The sequence below is a fragment of the Pseudanabaena sp. 'Roaring Creek' genome, assembly GCF_001402795.1.
Taxonomy (GTDB): domain Bacteria; phylum Cyanobacteriota; class Cyanobacteriia; order Pseudanabaenales; family Pseudanabaenaceae; genus Pseudanabaena.
Genome location: NZ_LIRE01000158.1, coordinates 1 through 14,753 on the forward strand (window position 1 = coordinate 1; position 14,753 = coordinate 14,753).

The window sequence follows — 14,753 nt, forward strand, 5'->3', positions numbered from 1 at the left end:
AATAGAGAGTGGCGGCGCGAAGCGCCGCCACTCTCTATTGGGTTGGATTTCCTGACTTAAGTGAGTATAGCTATATATTAAATAAAGATGAAAGAAATTGAACGCATTGAACATTTAGCCACGTTAATTAATCACTTAGTCGATACCAACATTAATGAAAAAGAAAAAATTACCGCTATAACTGAAGAAATCAATTTAATTGCAGGGCGTTGGCATACGATGGGACGCAGTGATAGTAGCCTCTATATTAGTGCGATTAAATTGGATGGTGATGGGACGCTTTTAAAGAAAGTGATAAAAGCCTATGTGAGTTCTCGTATTAATTATGTACAGGAAATCCGAGTTGGTAAGCAAGTTGACTTTGATTTCCATAACTATATTAATGACAGGTATTTCATTTTATCCGCCCTGATTGAGCATTGCGGCGAGTTTGCGTCATTAGCTATAGCTGAAATTAAGTCCATGCTCATAAGTGATGATCCAGAAATCGAATGGGTGGCATGTAATGCCCTCAAAGGAATGGGAGTAAAAGCTATAGAAGCACTTCCTGAGATATTTAGCTTAATGCAAAAACGAGGAGTCAATGAGCATCCTTATACAGTGGGTGAAATATTAGTCCAACTTTCTAACATATTCCCTGAAATAATTACAGCGCTTAAACTCCATTTATCCTCAGATAACACAAATCTGCTTCATGCTACCCTCTTTACCTGTTCGCTTATGGATGAAAAATCGGCATTATTATACGAACCTCTGATCGATATCGCTAAATCGAAAACAGAGAACACTAAGAGCTTGGCAATTTTAGCATTGGGTTCTACTGGCAAAAAAGATGAAGATTTATGTGAGATTTTGCTAGAAAATGCAACTGTTTCCGAATGGTATATAAGAGGTAATGCCATAAACTCAATGGGTAGATTGCAAGTATCTCCTGAAAAAGCTGTACCTATAATCATTAAGGCATTAGACGATACCGAAGGACATGATTGGAATGTACAGGAACGTGCGATCGCTGCTCTTGTTAACTATGGGAGTTTAGTAGGAAATTATGCAGTAGATGCTATTGCTAAACTTAAGGCAATAAGAAAAGCGCTAAAGGATGAACAGCAAGAAGGGTGGATTTGCCAAATTACAGATGTGAATGATGCATTAAAGAAAATACGGAGTGCATTATCCTAAAACTTTTTGTGAGCAAGTTGCTGTATGGTCAATAATCACAAATCTACAGAGGAAAATTTCACCTATGGAAGGTCAATATCCAAAACTCATAGTATTTTCGCAACATGGTATGAGTGACGGCAACTATACTATGCAGGTTCTAGCGAAAAAAGTTTCGCCTCCTCAATCTGTAATCATTGCCCCCTATCTAGGCTCATTACCATCCCTAATACCAGATAGATTTAAGTTTTCTATTGAAACCCATTTTGCGATCGAACCACTTATTCAAAAGGTAGCGCACTCAGCAGCACAAGCATTTCAAGATTATCCTGATATACCTGCTCGGATTATTGCTAAATCTCTCGGTGGAGTCATCTGGGTAGAAGTACTATCGCGCCATCCCGAATGGTGGCATCGCATCGAATCTTTAGTGCTTTTAGGCTCTCCTATTGGTGGGGCAGATCTGGCAAAAATAATCTATTCTTTAGGGCTTCGCATCGGTATGGCTAAGCATCTTAGAGAAGATAGGCGATACTTAGCCGAAAAAATTGCGGCTGTAATTCCGACATTAGTTGTCGCAGGGCATATTATCGGTGGTTGGGATTTAATGGTTACAGTTGAATCGACTAAGTTCAAACATGCCCATTTTGTTTGTTTAAATGGATTAAGTCACCCTGATCTCCGAACTCATCCTAGAGTGATCCAAGCAATACAAGAATTTTGGGCTAATCCCAGAGTGGTCTTATCAACTATATAAACGCCATGTGCAACTAAGAATTAAGAAACAACCAAGTCTTCAAACTGCAAAACGCCATCAGCCAAATGCAAATCGTCGTTTAGCGCACCCAATTGTTGAGCTAGCTTTTGTTGGAGCATTGCTTTGCACTGCCACAGATTAGCGGCTTGTCGAACAAAGGTGGTGCGACTTTTTAAGGCTGGAAACCATTATTTCTTTGACCAGTTCATCGACTTTGCAAAAGACAGCAATGATAAAATATTCCATAGAAAATATGATGCTCACCACTAATGGCGTTAGTCCTATTTTCTAACACTTTCGGCTGTGAGTTTTTTTGCACTTTCTTAGTTGCACATCACGTTTAATAACTACTCAACAGCCAGACTTAGTAGGAATTGGAAATGCAAACACTGACAATCCCGACTCCAGTAACAGACAAAAAAATCTGGACAGATGCCGAACTAATGGCGCTAACCGATGGAAATTGCTATGAGCTTGTGAATGGAGAGCTGGTTAATATGGGAAATTCAGGTGCATTGCATGGATATACTTGCAGCCTTCTAGTTATGGCTTTAATGAATTACATTTTGCCTAGACAACTTGGCATTATCCTTGACTCTACCGCCTTTACTATGAAGAATGGCAACAAGCGATCGCCTGATATTTCCTTTGTATCCAAGGAAAAACTACAGGGACTTACTGAACTACCCGACGGCTTTTTAGATGGCTCACCCGATCTAGCGATCGAAGTTCTCTCTCCCAACAACACAATTTCCGAAATCGATCAAAAAATCGTTCTGCCCAAGAACCCGATCGCTTACTCAAACAATCCGATGACCTAGATGGTGAAGATGTTATTGAAGGTTTCACAATGCCATTATCGGAGCTATTTCAGAAGCTATCTTTTTGATTAGAATTGCGATCGCTTTGCTGGCTATTTCTGATGATGAATTTAGGCGATCGCAAGTTGGGAATGTCAAAAAAGTAATTCAAACCTAAAAATAAAATGTAAACAGAGGCTTAAAATGCGATAAATTGGGACTAATTATAAAAATAAATCTGTATGTCTTATTACATTTCACCGCGCTTTTTGGATAAACTTGCTGTTCATTTAGCCAAGAATTTCATGAAATTGCCTAATGTGACAGTACCCTTAATTTTAGGAATTCATGGAGGAAAGGGTGAAGGTAAGTCTTTTCAATGCGAATTGGCATTTGAAAAATTGGGGATTGAGCCGATCAGAATGTCGGGTGGAGAGTTAGAGAGCCCTGACGCTGGCGATCCTGCGCGATTGATCAGAATGCGCTATCGGGAAGCAGCGGAGTTGGTCAAGGTACGGGGCAAAATGTGTGCGCTCTTGATTAACGATCTTGATGCGGGAGCGGGTCGGGTTGATTCGACGACGCAGTATACGGTGAATACGCAGCTAGTTAATGCCACATTAATGAATATTGCGGACAATCCGACCAATGTGCAGTTGCCAGGGAGCTATGATAGCAATCCGATTCGGCGCGTACCGATTATTGTGACGGGAAATGATTTTTCGACCTTGTACGCGCCCTTGGTTCGGGATGGACGGATGGAGAAGTTTTTCTGGATGCCCGATCGCACCGATCGCATTGGTATTGTCAGCGGTATTTTTGCACCCGATAATATTCCCCAATGGGAAATCGAGCGTCTGGTGGATATGTATCCCGATCGCTCGATTGATTTTTTTGGTTCATTGCGATCTAGCCTATACGACGAGCAAGTACGGAAATTTGTCTACGATATTGGTCTAGAGCGCTTGTCCTTACGTTTGGTAAATAGCACGGAGGCTTTACCCGAATTTCGTCCACCTAGCTTTGATCTGAGAACTCTCAAAGAGGCAGGCGATCGCTTATTAGCCGAAGGCGATCGGGTCAGTCAACGCAAGCTCATCCAAGAATATATGCCTGTAGGCAATGTGAATTATTAAAACTAAAATGAGTTCTAAATTATTAAATTAAAAACTTCTTAAAGATCGAAGGTCAGTAATAATCGGCTGAGAAATTTATATGCAGGTTAACTGGAAAAAATTAGCAACAGAAATTGGGGCAGTCGATCAATACGGTACTTATCTGAGCTTGAAGGCGATCGAAATAATTCTCGGTGAGGATTTTTTTGCTCAAGCTGTTAAGTACAGCATGAGTTTAGAAGATGGCTGGTGTTTATCAGAAGGAGTACTAAGAGTTCTTCGTCCTTTAGGCATGAAACATTGCTACAACATCTTTAAAAATAGCCATGACCTTGAAGATAGGCGAGGTGCTGTATATCTTATGAAATATGTTTCTGATAGAGATATTTTGAATTATATACCTGAGTTCCTTGCCGATCCAGATGAGGAGATTCAAAGAGCAATCGTTCAGATTCTAGATCAAATGCTATTTTGGGGTGAAATTGAGCACGAAAATATAATTCCTATCTTGGAATCAGCAATAAATCATCCAAATAAAGAAGTAAGAAGATTTGCGATTGGAGAAGTACATGGTGAAACAATTCATGGCATGGATAGTTTTATTGAAAATCTTGCAGATGCTCTATGGGATGAACTATATCGTTGGAAAAGACGTTTTAAATTTGAAACAATTCATGGATTTGATCTAAGCTGTTTGCCTTGGCATGGTCAAATAAAATTGAGCTTTCAGACATCTCAAGAGGATTTTGAGTTGTCTGAAGCATATAGTGATGAATGTGAATGGTATTTCAATACATGGAGATTAGGGGATTTGCCCTGTGATGGATACAAAATAGAGTCCGTGAAAAAGTGGATGAAGATGGAATATGAGAAATCTGGGATGTCATTACAATGTTTAGAGCTATTCCTTAATGCTTGTGCAACAGCCGTAAAATCATATGCAGTTCAAAATATATTGCAAGAATATAATCTTTCGCCAGATTTTCAAGTGACTATTTTCAACTTTAACGCAGCTAAACCTTGGAAAAATTATTACAAAGTCTAGGCAAAATGGATAATGCCATTACTATCGACACAGAAATTTAACATGGCAAACCAGTACTGAAAGGCACACGCATTCCCGTAGCAATTATTATTGGTTTCCTCGCTGGAGGCATGAGCTAGGAAGAAGTTATCCAAAAATATGCAGTTATTCAACATCAGATCCTTGCTAAGTAGCTAGGCATAAGTAAACTTAAAGTCCAGAAGAGCATACCGCCCGCTGTGCGGGCGGTATGCTCTTCTGGTTTTGGTTTTTAATTATGCCTAACTACTTAGTAATTTCTATTGGCAAGCCTTGGTGCTGGATTGCGGAATAGATATTGAATTTCCTTTTGGCGATCGCGGGCAGGTTCGGGACCATAGCCCCATAAACTCTTGTAATAAAAGAAGGCGATCCCTAAACCACGCTCTTGGGCAGTAATAACTTGAGAGTAAACCTGTGACATCGGTACGTTACTGTGGCGCAGTCCTGAGAGAATACCAATGCCTGTAGAGATTTTATTTTGGACTTCGGCAATTTCGGGCAGATTAATTTGAGCGCGAAAGTCCTCTAAATCATTGCGATAGACCTGCACGATCAATTCATCGACAATGTTTTGGCGCACCCAGCCCAGCCAATCTTGCAGTTGTTGCTTGTAGGCAAAATCGTAATAGTTAGGGGATACGGAGAAAATTACGTTAGGCTTTCTTTGCTTCACTGCTTTGTTTAGTTTTGCCATAAAAGCCGAGATCTTGTTGGCTCGCCAACGTACCCAATCAGGATCGTTCACATTTGCGGGAGCCTCCTCTTTCATCTCTTGGCGATAGAGGTTCAGGGTATAGCGATCGTAGCCAAAGGTCTTTGGCAGACTGGTATGGTCGTCAAATTGAATCCCATCGAGATCGTAATTTGAGACGGCTTCGAGGACTAATTCTGTTAGAAACTTCTGTACTTCTGGATGGAAAGGGTTGAGCCATGCTACTTCCCCAGCAGCGGATACGGAGGTTTTATCCCCATCCCGCTCTTGGGTTAGCCAATCGGGATGGATCGTCGCTAATTCTGAAGTGGGCGGAGCCATGAAGCCAAACTCAAACCAAGGCATCACCAATAAATTGTTTTTATGCCCTTGAGCGATGATGTCAGCGACAATATCTTGTCCTTCCGAACCTTTATAGACAAAGGGCTGAATTCCCGCATCTCTAGCAACATTGCTGGGGAACATGGCATAGCCTGAGTTCCATACCACTGGGTAAATTGTGTTGAAGTTTAGTTTCTGGAGCTGTTTTAGGGCTTCCCCCAGTTGTTGGCGATCGCTAAACATGGAGAAGTCATTACTGGTCAACCATACGCCACGGATCTCTTGACGTTTGTCTATGGGCTGGACGATAGGTGGGGAGGGAGGGATAACTGGCTTGCTAAGTGGGGGGATTTGGGGTTTTATTTGAGCGATCGCCCGATCGCTACCCAGCCATGCGGGGACAAGACTATGCAAAATTAAGGTAAAGGAAAAGGTCACTCCAAAAAGAAATGACAAAAAACGCTTGCGCGATCGCAACATTTGTTTAAAGCTTGGTTGTTTAAAACTTGGTTTAAATGCATACCGCAGTTTGTACCGAAGATGATATTTTTGCCAATCTTGCAGCATTAAACTTGGCATAAGTTGCAGGAGTCGCATAGGTATAGATAATTAAACTAATTAAACTAATTAAAATAAACTAAGTAGAAATACTGATTGCAATTCTCACTCTAAGTCTAGCCTTAACAATGCTTTTGACTGAATTGCGATCGAGCTACGGCAAAATTAGATTTATCGCAGTACCTATTCTGAGTTTGTTATGCAACTTGGTATAACGACAAGCGTCTTTTTGCCGAACCACATTAATATACTAACGATGTATTGGCGATGTACTGGCGATGTGCTGGCAATGTATTAGAGATATCTCAAAGTAGCTAATGGGCTTAATTAAATATAAAACCCTCAAACCTGCGGCTCACGCTGCGCCGCAGGTTTGAGAGCTGGATTTTAATTATGTTGAGGTACTTATACCAGTTCACGAAAGTGTGACGACACTGTTGTGAATTACAAACTAAACCTAGCAAGGGTTTTCAAGTTAAGAAATGGCGTAGCCATTTCTTAACTTGGTATTAGGCGTAATTAAATATAAAGCCCCAAAAGCTGTAGCGTACGCGCAGCTTGCGCTACAACTATCGAGTTTGTTGTTTTATCGCATGAGGAGTGCGTTGTAATGCTCAAGCAAAACCATCGTGCATGGGTAGAAGTCGATCTATCGGCAATTAAGCATAATGTTTATCAATTAAAGTCTTTACTGACCGCACCGACAGAGTTAATGGCGATCGTTAAGGCTGATGCCTACGGTCACGGAGCGATCGATGTCAGTCAAGCCGCGATCGAGGCGGGTGCCTCATGGCTGGGGGTTGCCACCATTCCTGAAGGGATACAGTTGCGCAATGCAGGGATTACGGCTCCGATCGCCATTTTAGGGGCGACTAACGGTGTGGATGAGATCAAAGCGATCGCCGAATATCGTCTTCAGCCAACTATTTGCAATGCCAAACAAGCGCTGATTTATCATGAAGTCCTCGCCAATATTGGGGCGCAGATTCCCGTCCATCTCAAGATTGATACGGGTATGTCGCGGCTGGGGGTAAATTGGCAGGAGGCGATCGCCTTTATCAAACTCGTACAGCATTTACCAAATCTAGAAATTCTCAGCGTTTATTCCCACTTCGCCACTGCCGACGATCGCGATCTTACCTTCATGCAGTTACAGACTCAAAGATTTCAGCAGGTCATTGCCGAGCTTCAGGCTGAAGGTATCGATCCGCCCCATATTCATATTTGCAACACCGCCGCGATGTTATGCGATCGCCAAATTCACTACGACATTGTGAGAACTGGTTTGGGGATTTATGGACTTTATCCCGCATCCCATCTTCAACATCTGGTGGATTTGCGACCAGCACTTACGGTCAAGGCGCGTATTACCCAAGTAAAAGAAATCACGGCAGGAACGAGTGTGAGTTATGGTCGTTCGTTCATTGCCAAGGCGGACATGAAAATGGCAACAGTAGCGATCGGTTATGCTGACGGGATTCCCCGTGGTTTATCCAATCGCCTTCATGTTTCGGTTAAGGGGCACAAAGTTGCGCAGATCGGCACGATTACGATGGATCAATGTGCGATCGATGTAAACCATATACCTGATGTTAACGTTGGCGATGTGGTGACATTTTTAGGTGGGACATCGGGAAATACTGCCGATGATTGGGCAGAGCTGTTAGGTACAATTTCATGGGAAATTCTCTGTGGATTTAAGCACCGCTTGCCCAGAATCAATGTTGTAAATGCGATCGGCGATCGGCAGGAAATTTTGTTAGAAATTTAACTAAGTCCCTTAGCGCAATTAAATATAAAAACCACAAACTTGAGTTACAAGCAGTCCTTGCGCCATAGAATTTCGATCTGGATTTTAACTAACGTCAGTTCAGATTAAGCTGGCAAATTTTAAAAGCCCAAAAGTAAAAGCCTTGCTAAGCAAGGCTTTTACTTTTGGGCTTTGAGAAAGGGTTTGCGTAGCAAACCCTTTCTCAAAGCCCATGTCAAATTATCCCGAACTCACATTAATTATGCCTTGCTAATCATTTCGATATTAATTAATACCAATTCCCAAAAGTGTGGCTACACTTTTGGGAATTAAAAACCAAACCCAGTAAGGGTTTGAAAATCACAAAATGGCAACGCCATTTTGTGATTTGGTATAAGACCTTGCGCTAAGCAAAGCTCGTAAGCCTTGTTCTGTAGTTTTTAGCTTTTTATGAATAAGGAATTAGGTAACTCTATGTAACACTTGATTATTTTTTTATCCAACTACTTACATGCTTTGGCTATTTGGTAATAGGTAATAAAACCTTGTGAAGGTTAAATTTTGATTAACTAAACCCTTTGTTTTATAACTTTTATCGTTATAAGTGTAAATTTTTATCTCAGCATTAAATGTTTTTTCTGATTTTTGCTATAATTTTTAGAAATTACAGCCAAAGTATATATCATTTTCAGTTTTTTAAAGTTGAAAATGATATTGCTAAAGACAGAGAAATTAGATAAAATCCGTATATTTATTGGACTGTAATTTGCAAAGTCATTATTTAAAAATTAGTACTTATCGACTATTTTGTGTTGCTTACATGAAGGTAAATCTATTCTTTAATACTTTAGTCCTTCCCTTCTAAAGTGTTAAATACTAGTTAGAACTAGACTAATTTTTTTGTTATAAGGAAGCTAAGAAGCCGTTTTGGATTTATCTATTCTAGTTAATAATATCCCTATAAATATTCTGGTTTGAAAAGCGTCATCCATAGAGCCTCAGGTGAACTTAGATGAACGAGCAAATGTGCGCACAAAATTTATATATACAGGGAATAGCGGAGCGAGTGATTCCATTGCTACTGCCAGAATTAGAAAAAAAAGATGCCTGCCAAAACTCAATGCGATTGACGAGTTTATCTCAAAATAATAGTTTGGACTTTTGGCATTTATGGCAATTGCATCAAAGTTATCTATACAACTGTTGTTTAAAGTGGATGGGGGGCAACTTCACTGATGCTGAAGATGTCTTAAGTCAGGCTATGCTCAAAGCCTGTCATGAATGGCCAAAATATGTGACTAAGGTAAAATATCCTAAAGCTTGGTTAAGTCGTCTCATCCATAATCTCTGTATAGATATCCTCCGAAAGCGTCGAAATGAGTCAACAAGAATTGAAAATGTCGAGAAGATTAAATCAAAGGAGAATCTATCCTTATATTATGCAGGTGTTGTTCCTGAATCTAATCTTTTGAGCTTAGAATTGTGGGGATATATTCAGCACAAAATCAAATTATTGCCTAAGAGTTTGAGCGCTTCTTTTATTCTATATTACTATCAGGACAAATCCTATAGAGATATAGCTAAGCAACTATTTATCTCGGAAGATAATGCTCGTAGATCCGTTAAAAAGGCTAAAAAATTTCTCCAAAAGTATTTAAATAAATATCTAGCTGGTGAGGATGATACGGCTATAGATTCCCTCCCATTATCTATGGATTTAGCAGATTATATGGATATGCAGTCATTGTCTTCCCGTGATTGGGAATTAACAATTGTAATCAATAATTATCAAGAAGAAATCAACTATAACTCTACTGTCGTATGTCAGGAAGAATTACCGCGTCATTGGTACAACTCAGTCAGTCTTCTGGGTTGGAGTTAAATTTTTACATTGACTTCAAAGAAAAAATAATTAGAAGAGATCAAAAATTTATTTCCCTGCAAAAATACGTCCAAAAGCATCCCCAAGGCTGGAAAAAGAGATTGGAATTTGCAGATTTACTCTGTCAAATGGGGAATTGGCAACAGGCGATCGCGGAATATCAGCAAGTAATTGCCTTGCAGCCGCAATTACTGAATGTGTGGCTGCAACTAGGGAGAATATTACGATTAATGCGCTTAAAAGCGGATGCCGTGGAGGTATATCAAAAAGCCTTATTGCGGTCTGAGAAAAAAGGAACTCAAGATCATATTCATGGGTTAATAGCTGTCTGTCGCGATCAAAGTCATAGGGCTATTGAGTCCTTTACCTTGGCAGCAGTTATCGAGCCTGACAATATTGCCCATTGGATGGCTTTAGCAGAGGTGCATTGGCAAAGGGAGAATCCTTTGGGTGTTTTAACCGCCTTAGAAAAGGTTGATGCGATCGCCCCCAATGATTTTCTTGCATTAATTTACAGCTATGATGCCTTGATCGCTCTTGGTGATTTTTCTGTTGCGATAGATAAGCTAAGCAGGGCGATCGCGATCGCTCCCGATGATATGCGCACGATCCAACGTCAAATCGACCGACGTTGTCAGATGCGACTGGTGTCTGGGCAAGAGGGAAAACTGACCAAAAAAATGCTTACCTCTTTACTGAACCTGTCACCTCATAATGCAGATGCGCAAAAATCGCTGGCTTACTATCATATTTTGCGAGGGGAATGGCAGTTAGGGGTAAAGGTGTTAGCAGCCTTGACCGCCCAATATCCCAATTATCCCCATGCTTGGTATTACTACGGTAAATGTCTATTTGAGACAGGCGAATACGAACAGGCGATCGCCGCCATGGGGCAAGCCTATCATCTATATCCCCATGATTGTGAAATTTATCTTGGACTGTGCGAGATGTTAGCGACTGCCAAACAATTGCAGGATTTACAGCCCTTGATAGAAGAGATGCTGCTGCGGTTTCCCGATCGGTGGCGAGTATGGGCGACTGCGGGGCGCATCTTCGTAGAGTCTTTGGAACAGAAAGAAAGAGGCTGTATTCTCTCCCAGCAAGCGATCGCCCTTGATCCACAGTTAGCCAATCCTTGGATTCTGCACGGCCGCGTATTGGCCTTGGCGGGGAAACATCCAGCAGCCATCCACGCACTTGAGCAGGGGAAAGCACTTTTGCGCATTGGCGGTTTGCAATTGATCCCAGTTGCTTTATGGCTGGGAGATAGCTATTCATTATCATCATTATCAGATAGGGGCGATCGTGCGATCGCAATTTCGACAGCAATCAATTATTGGCAAGCCGCTTGTCAAGGGTGTCAGGATCTGCAAGAGCATGACCCTGCAATGACTTCGTACTGGCTTGGAAAAGCTTTAACTAATTTAGGCGATTGCTTAGGGGGCATACAGGCCTATGAGAATGCCTTGAAATGCCAATTACTGTATCCCATTCGTGGAGAGGTAGAAATGCTTTTGCGACAACTCAAAGGCAAAAAATTAGAGCGACGAGTCTAAACATCAATCCTAAAGAATTGGGAAACAAGTAGAAAAAATGTGGCTAACTCGAAAAATTACTGATTTCGATCGGTTAAACGTCTAAATAGTTGTGGTCATAAAAAACCACAGATCTGAAAATAACTTTACGAACGAAGAATATTCAGGAGATTTTGTGAAGAAATTAGCTGCAATTTTGGCTGCGCTTCTTAGCTTTGTTTTGTGTCTAGGTGGGGTAAACCCAGCTTATGCTCAACAAGCTACAGCTACCCAGCCCCCATCTCGCGGGATAACCACTTTTTATGTCACTCCCGAACAGCAGGCTGAAGGAGTTAAGGTATATCGCGATATCTTGAAATATGATGTGGCGATTCCCAATCTCGACCTCAGTGCGATGCTTCCTGAAAACTTAAGTGATTTTCCAGCCGCTTATAAGCAAGTACTAGAAGCTGCGCGGCAGAAAAACGGCATTAATGGCTCGTTTACTCAGGGTTGGTTTGATTTCCAAGGGGCAAGCGCCGTAGTGCCAGGAACGAACACCCTTTTCACCATTGACGCTCCTGCACAAGGCAGAATCTACAGTGTGGTTGCGGGTCTGCCTGCATCTCAATGCCCTGTCAAAATTGCAAAGACATCGATCTCTTTCTTTGAAAATGTTGCAGATGCTGAATCCAAGGCAAAGGAATTAGCTGCTCAGAAATATTTAGTTTACGTCTCTCCAGTAGATGCTCTGACCATCAGCGCATTTTCGCAAATTTTTTACGATCAAACTACTGGTAAGAAAAAGACCGATGCAAACTGTTTCTTAGTTTCTGGAGCCACTGAAGACGTTAAAACCGATTTCACAAAGATCTTTTATTTGCTTCCTCCGCAACTACAGCAACCAGCAAGGCAACAGCCCTTTGAGTTCAATCCTAGAACTGGAGATTCGATTTTTCTTGTTAATGCAAGGAAATCCCTTTCACCACTTCCTCCAGCTAATGCTTTAAAGTATGGAGAAATATACAATATTCAGAATGGCTATGCTGGTTTTAAAGGAGGCTTTTTGGACACCAGAGCTACAGGCTGTCAGGGCAATGTTTACTGTGTATCAACGGCAACAAGCACTAACAGAGATAGTGGAAGTGGTAGCTGGAAAATTGTTTCAAAGAAAGGATCCGCAGACAACGGTAAACCTGTTTTAGCTAATGATGAATTTTATTTGCAAAACCAGTACGGTAATGCTACCTATCTAGATACTAGAGGCGCAGGTTGCAATGACGATAAATACTGCGTATCAACTGCAACAAGTACTAATAGAGATATCGGTAGTGGAACTTGGAAAATCATTCCAAGTAATGCTAAAGATGGCTTTGTTACTCTAGCCCAAGAAGTCGTACTTCAGAACGGATATGCTAATTTCCAAGGAGGTTTTCTAGATACTAGGGGTGCAGGTTGTCAAAGCAATGCCTACTGCGTGTCAACGGCAATAGGTCCTACTAGGGATAGTGGTAGCACACTCTGGAAATTCATTAAGTAAGTGTTTAAGATTGCTGATTTTCAATAGATTGGCAACAACTTCAGCAGCTTAATAAATGCGGATAAATGTGGATAATATTATTTAAATCCCATTTATTAAGCTGTTATTCACCGATCTATATTTCATGCCAAAGTTAAGAAATGGCGTAGACATTTCTTAAATTAAAAACTCTTACGAGGTTTAGTTTTTGATTCACAAAAATGTTGTCACAATTTCGTGAATTGGTATCACAAGGATAATTTTTGTGTTAATTGTATCCAGTTACTTACATATGATACCAATTTTCAAAAGTGTGGCTACACTTTTGAAAATTGAAAACCAAACCCAGTAAGGTTTTTAAAAACACAAAATGGCGTAGCAATTTTGTGTTTTGGTATAACTTTGTGGAATGGAATTAATTTTTGACAGGTAATTAACGTAAGCAGCTTATTTATGAAATTTCAACCTATTGCCCATAGCTGGGCGGCGCTACACCCAAAACCAAAGGGAGTCATTCAATTCATCGGTGGCGCATTCTTCGGTACGTTTTTCCCAATGTTTTTCTATCGTTCTCTGCTTCGGGGGCTATTTGAGGATGGCTATACCATAGTTGTCTTACCATTCAACTTTACTTTCGATCACTATACTGAAGCTGGTTTTTTAATCAAAGAGCAGTATGAAATCATGCCAGAGCTAGTCAGAATCGCCATAGCCTGCGGATATGACTATGCAGCTTACCTCAGCGATCGCAACTTTGCTTGGCTTGGGCATAGTATTGGGTGCAAATATATTGCTCTTTTGGAAGCATTTAGTGCCTTACCTTCCATTGACAATTCGCAAGAGCTGAAAGAACTGATTGGTCGGATAGTTAGAGAAACGGCAAACAAAAAGGATTCTCCAGCAAAGCTCGATCGCAAAATTAATTATATTTTTGATGGTCTTTTAAGCTTGACTAATGAGCTAAAGCGAAAGAGCAAAGAGGCTAAAGCATTAATTGCTGATTACGTTGAGCGAGCTACTAATGCCAAGCAGTCAAAAAATCTTGTCGAAATCAGCAGCCTCTTTATCAAGAACCAACCTTCTTTACTACTCGCTCCCGTAAATACGGGGCTTGATAGTGCTATTCCTAAGCCTTTAGCCACCGTATTGATTAATTTAGGAATAAATGTCAATCCCACGCCAGAACAAACCTATGCCCTCATCAAGTCTGGCAATTTATTCAAACTCTTAGGGATAGTTGCCTTCAAGACCGATAAAATTGCCCTATCAACATGTCTGTGGTTTGAGAAGGATTTTAAAAAGCCACCTAAGAATTTTCAAGAATATTTAATCGGCGGTCATTTAAGACCATTGGGTATGCAGTTGGTTAACGCTGTCATCAATTTTCCAGACTTTGGAGACAATATTCCTCTTATTGAATCTATCCAAAAACGCGATATAAAATTTCAAATCCCCGTTAGTAAATTACATCAAAGTCTAGAAAATAGGTAGGAAGTATAGCTGTCGCCCAGTGTACTAGGACATGACAAGAATTAATTGGCGGCGCGAAGCGCCGCCAATTAATTCTTGTCATGTCCTAATTCAAGTGACTGTAGCTATAG

At 40.8% G+C, this 14,753-nt stretch carries 9 protein-coding genes and 4 pseudogenes; 11 read left to right on the top strand and 2 right to left on the bottom strand.

Annotated elements, in window-relative coordinates; translation table 11 throughout:
- Positions 1 to 87 precede the first annotated feature (87 nt).
- Both AC805_RS04880 and AC805_RS04885 read left to right on the top strand, forming a co-directional pair.
- Positions 88 to 1,179, top strand: coding sequence for a HEAT repeat domain-containing protein (locus AC805_RS04880; RefSeq protein WP_055074373.1), 1,092 nt, complete (start codon positions 88 to 90; stop codon positions 1,177 to 1,179).
- Positions 1,180 to 1,243: 64 nt separating this feature from the next.
- Entirely contained in the window at positions 1,244 to 1,915 is a 672-nt protein-coding gene (locus AC805_RS04885) for an alpha/beta fold hydrolase (RefSeq protein WP_055074374.1), read from the top strand.
- A 50-nt stretch (positions 1,916 to 1,965) separates the two neighbouring features.
- Here the strand turns inward: AC805_RS04885 and AC805_RS26720 are convergent.
- Positions 1,966 to 2,170, bottom strand: a pseudogene (locus tag AC805_RS26720) (hypothetical protein); the annotation flags it as partial.
- A gap of 125 nt (positions 2,171 to 2,295) precedes the next feature.
- On the opposite strand from AC805_RS26720, the pseudogene AC805_RS04890 reads away from it, so the two are divergent.
- The 4 genes and pseudogenes from AC805_RS04890 to AC805_RS27270 all read left to right on the top strand — a co-directional run.
- A pseudogene (locus AC805_RS04890) lies at positions 2,296 to 2,804 on the top strand (Uma2 family endonuclease).
- Between the two features lie 153 nt (positions 2,805 to 2,957).
- Positions 2,958 to 3,824, top strand: a pseudogene (locus AC805_RS04895) (AAA family ATPase); the annotation flags it as partial.
- A gap of 106 nt (positions 3,825 to 3,930) precedes the next feature.
- Positions 3,931 to 4,875: a HEAT repeat domain-containing protein gene (locus AC805_RS04900; RefSeq protein WP_055074376.1), complete on the top strand. Its 945-nt coding sequence runs from the start codon at positions 3,931 to 3,933 to the stop codon at positions 4,873 to 4,875.
- Between the two features lie 50 nt (positions 4,876 to 4,925).
- A pseudogene (locus tag AC805_RS27270) lies at positions 4,926 to 4,994 on the top strand (DUF433 domain-containing protein); the annotation flags it as partial.
- Between the two features lie 149 nt (positions 4,995 to 5,143).
- Here the strand turns inward: AC805_RS27270 and AC805_RS04905 are convergent.
- A complete protein-coding gene (locus AC805_RS04905) occupies positions 5,144 to 6,508 on the bottom strand; it encodes a family 10 glycosylhydrolase (protein ID WP_231662447.1) in 1,365 nt (454 codons plus the stop codon).
- Between the two features lie 589 nt (positions 6,509 to 7,097).
- Here AC805_RS04905 and alr point away from each other — a divergent pair.
- The 5 genes from alr to AC805_RS04930 all read left to right on the top strand — a co-directional run bounded on the left by alr (position 7,098) and on the right by AC805_RS04930 (position 14,643).
- The gene (gene alr, locus AC805_RS04910) at positions 7,098 to 8,258 is read left to right on the top strand and encodes an alanine racemase (protein WP_055074377.1); all 1,161 of its coding nucleotides are present in this window, start codon (positions 7,098 to 7,100) and stop codon (positions 8,256 to 8,258) included.
- A 991-nt stretch (positions 8,259 to 9,249) separates the two neighbouring features.
- Positions 9,250 to 10,119: an RNA polymerase sigma factor gene (locus AC805_RS04915; RefSeq protein WP_055074378.1), complete on the top strand. Its 870-nt coding sequence runs from the start codon at positions 9,250 to 9,252 to the stop codon at positions 10,117 to 10,119.
- A complete protein-coding gene (locus tag AC805_RS04920; RefSeq protein WP_055074379.1) occupies positions 10,059 to 11,675 on the top strand; it encodes a tetratricopeptide repeat protein in 1,617 nt (538 codons plus the stop codon). The genes AC805_RS04915 and AC805_RS04920 overlap by 61 nt, the downstream gene beginning before the upstream one ends.
- Before the next feature lie 91 nt (positions 11,676 to 11,766).
- Positions 11,767 to 13,173: a hypothetical protein gene (locus tag AC805_RS26075; RefSeq protein WP_197278640.1), complete on the top strand. Its 1,407-nt coding sequence runs from the start codon at positions 11,767 to 11,769 to the stop codon at positions 13,171 to 13,173.
- A gap of 432 nt (positions 13,174 to 13,605) precedes the next feature.
- Entirely contained in the window at positions 13,606 to 14,643 is a 1,038-nt protein-coding gene (locus AC805_RS04930) for a DUF1350 family protein (protein ID WP_055074380.1), read from the top strand.
- The last annotated feature ends 110 nt before the right edge of the window (positions 14,644 to 14,753 follow it).

Coding starts and splice junctions, on each gene's coding strand:
- AC805_RS04880 (WP_055074373.1), top strand. CDS start 88: ATGAAAGAAATTGAACGCATTGAACATTTAGCCACGTTAATTAATCAC.
- AC805_RS04885 (WP_055074374.1), top strand. CDS start 1,244: ATGGAAGGTCAATATCCAAAACTCATAGTATTTTCGCAACATGGTATG.
- AC805_RS04900 (WP_055074376.1), top strand. CDS start 3,931: ATGCAGGTTAACTGGAAAAAATTAGCAACAGAAATTGGGGCAGTCGAT.
- AC805_RS04905 (WP_231662447.1), bottom strand. CDS start 6,508: ATGCCAAGTTTAATGCTGCAAGATTGGCAAAAATATCATCTTCGGTAC.
- alr (WP_055074377.1), top strand. CDS start 7,098: ATGCTCAAGCAAAACCATCGTGCATGGGTAGAAGTCGATCTATCGGCA.
- AC805_RS04915 (WP_055074378.1), top strand. CDS start 9,250: ATGAACGAGCAAATGTGCGCACAAAATTTATATATACAGGGAATAGCG.
- AC805_RS04920 (WP_055074379.1), top strand. CDS start 10,059: ATGTCAGGAAGAATTACCGCGTCATTGGTACAACTCAGTCAGTCTTCT.
- AC805_RS04930 (WP_055074380.1), top strand. CDS start 13,606: ATGAAATTTCAACCTATTGCCCATAGCTGGGCGGCGCTACACCCAAAA.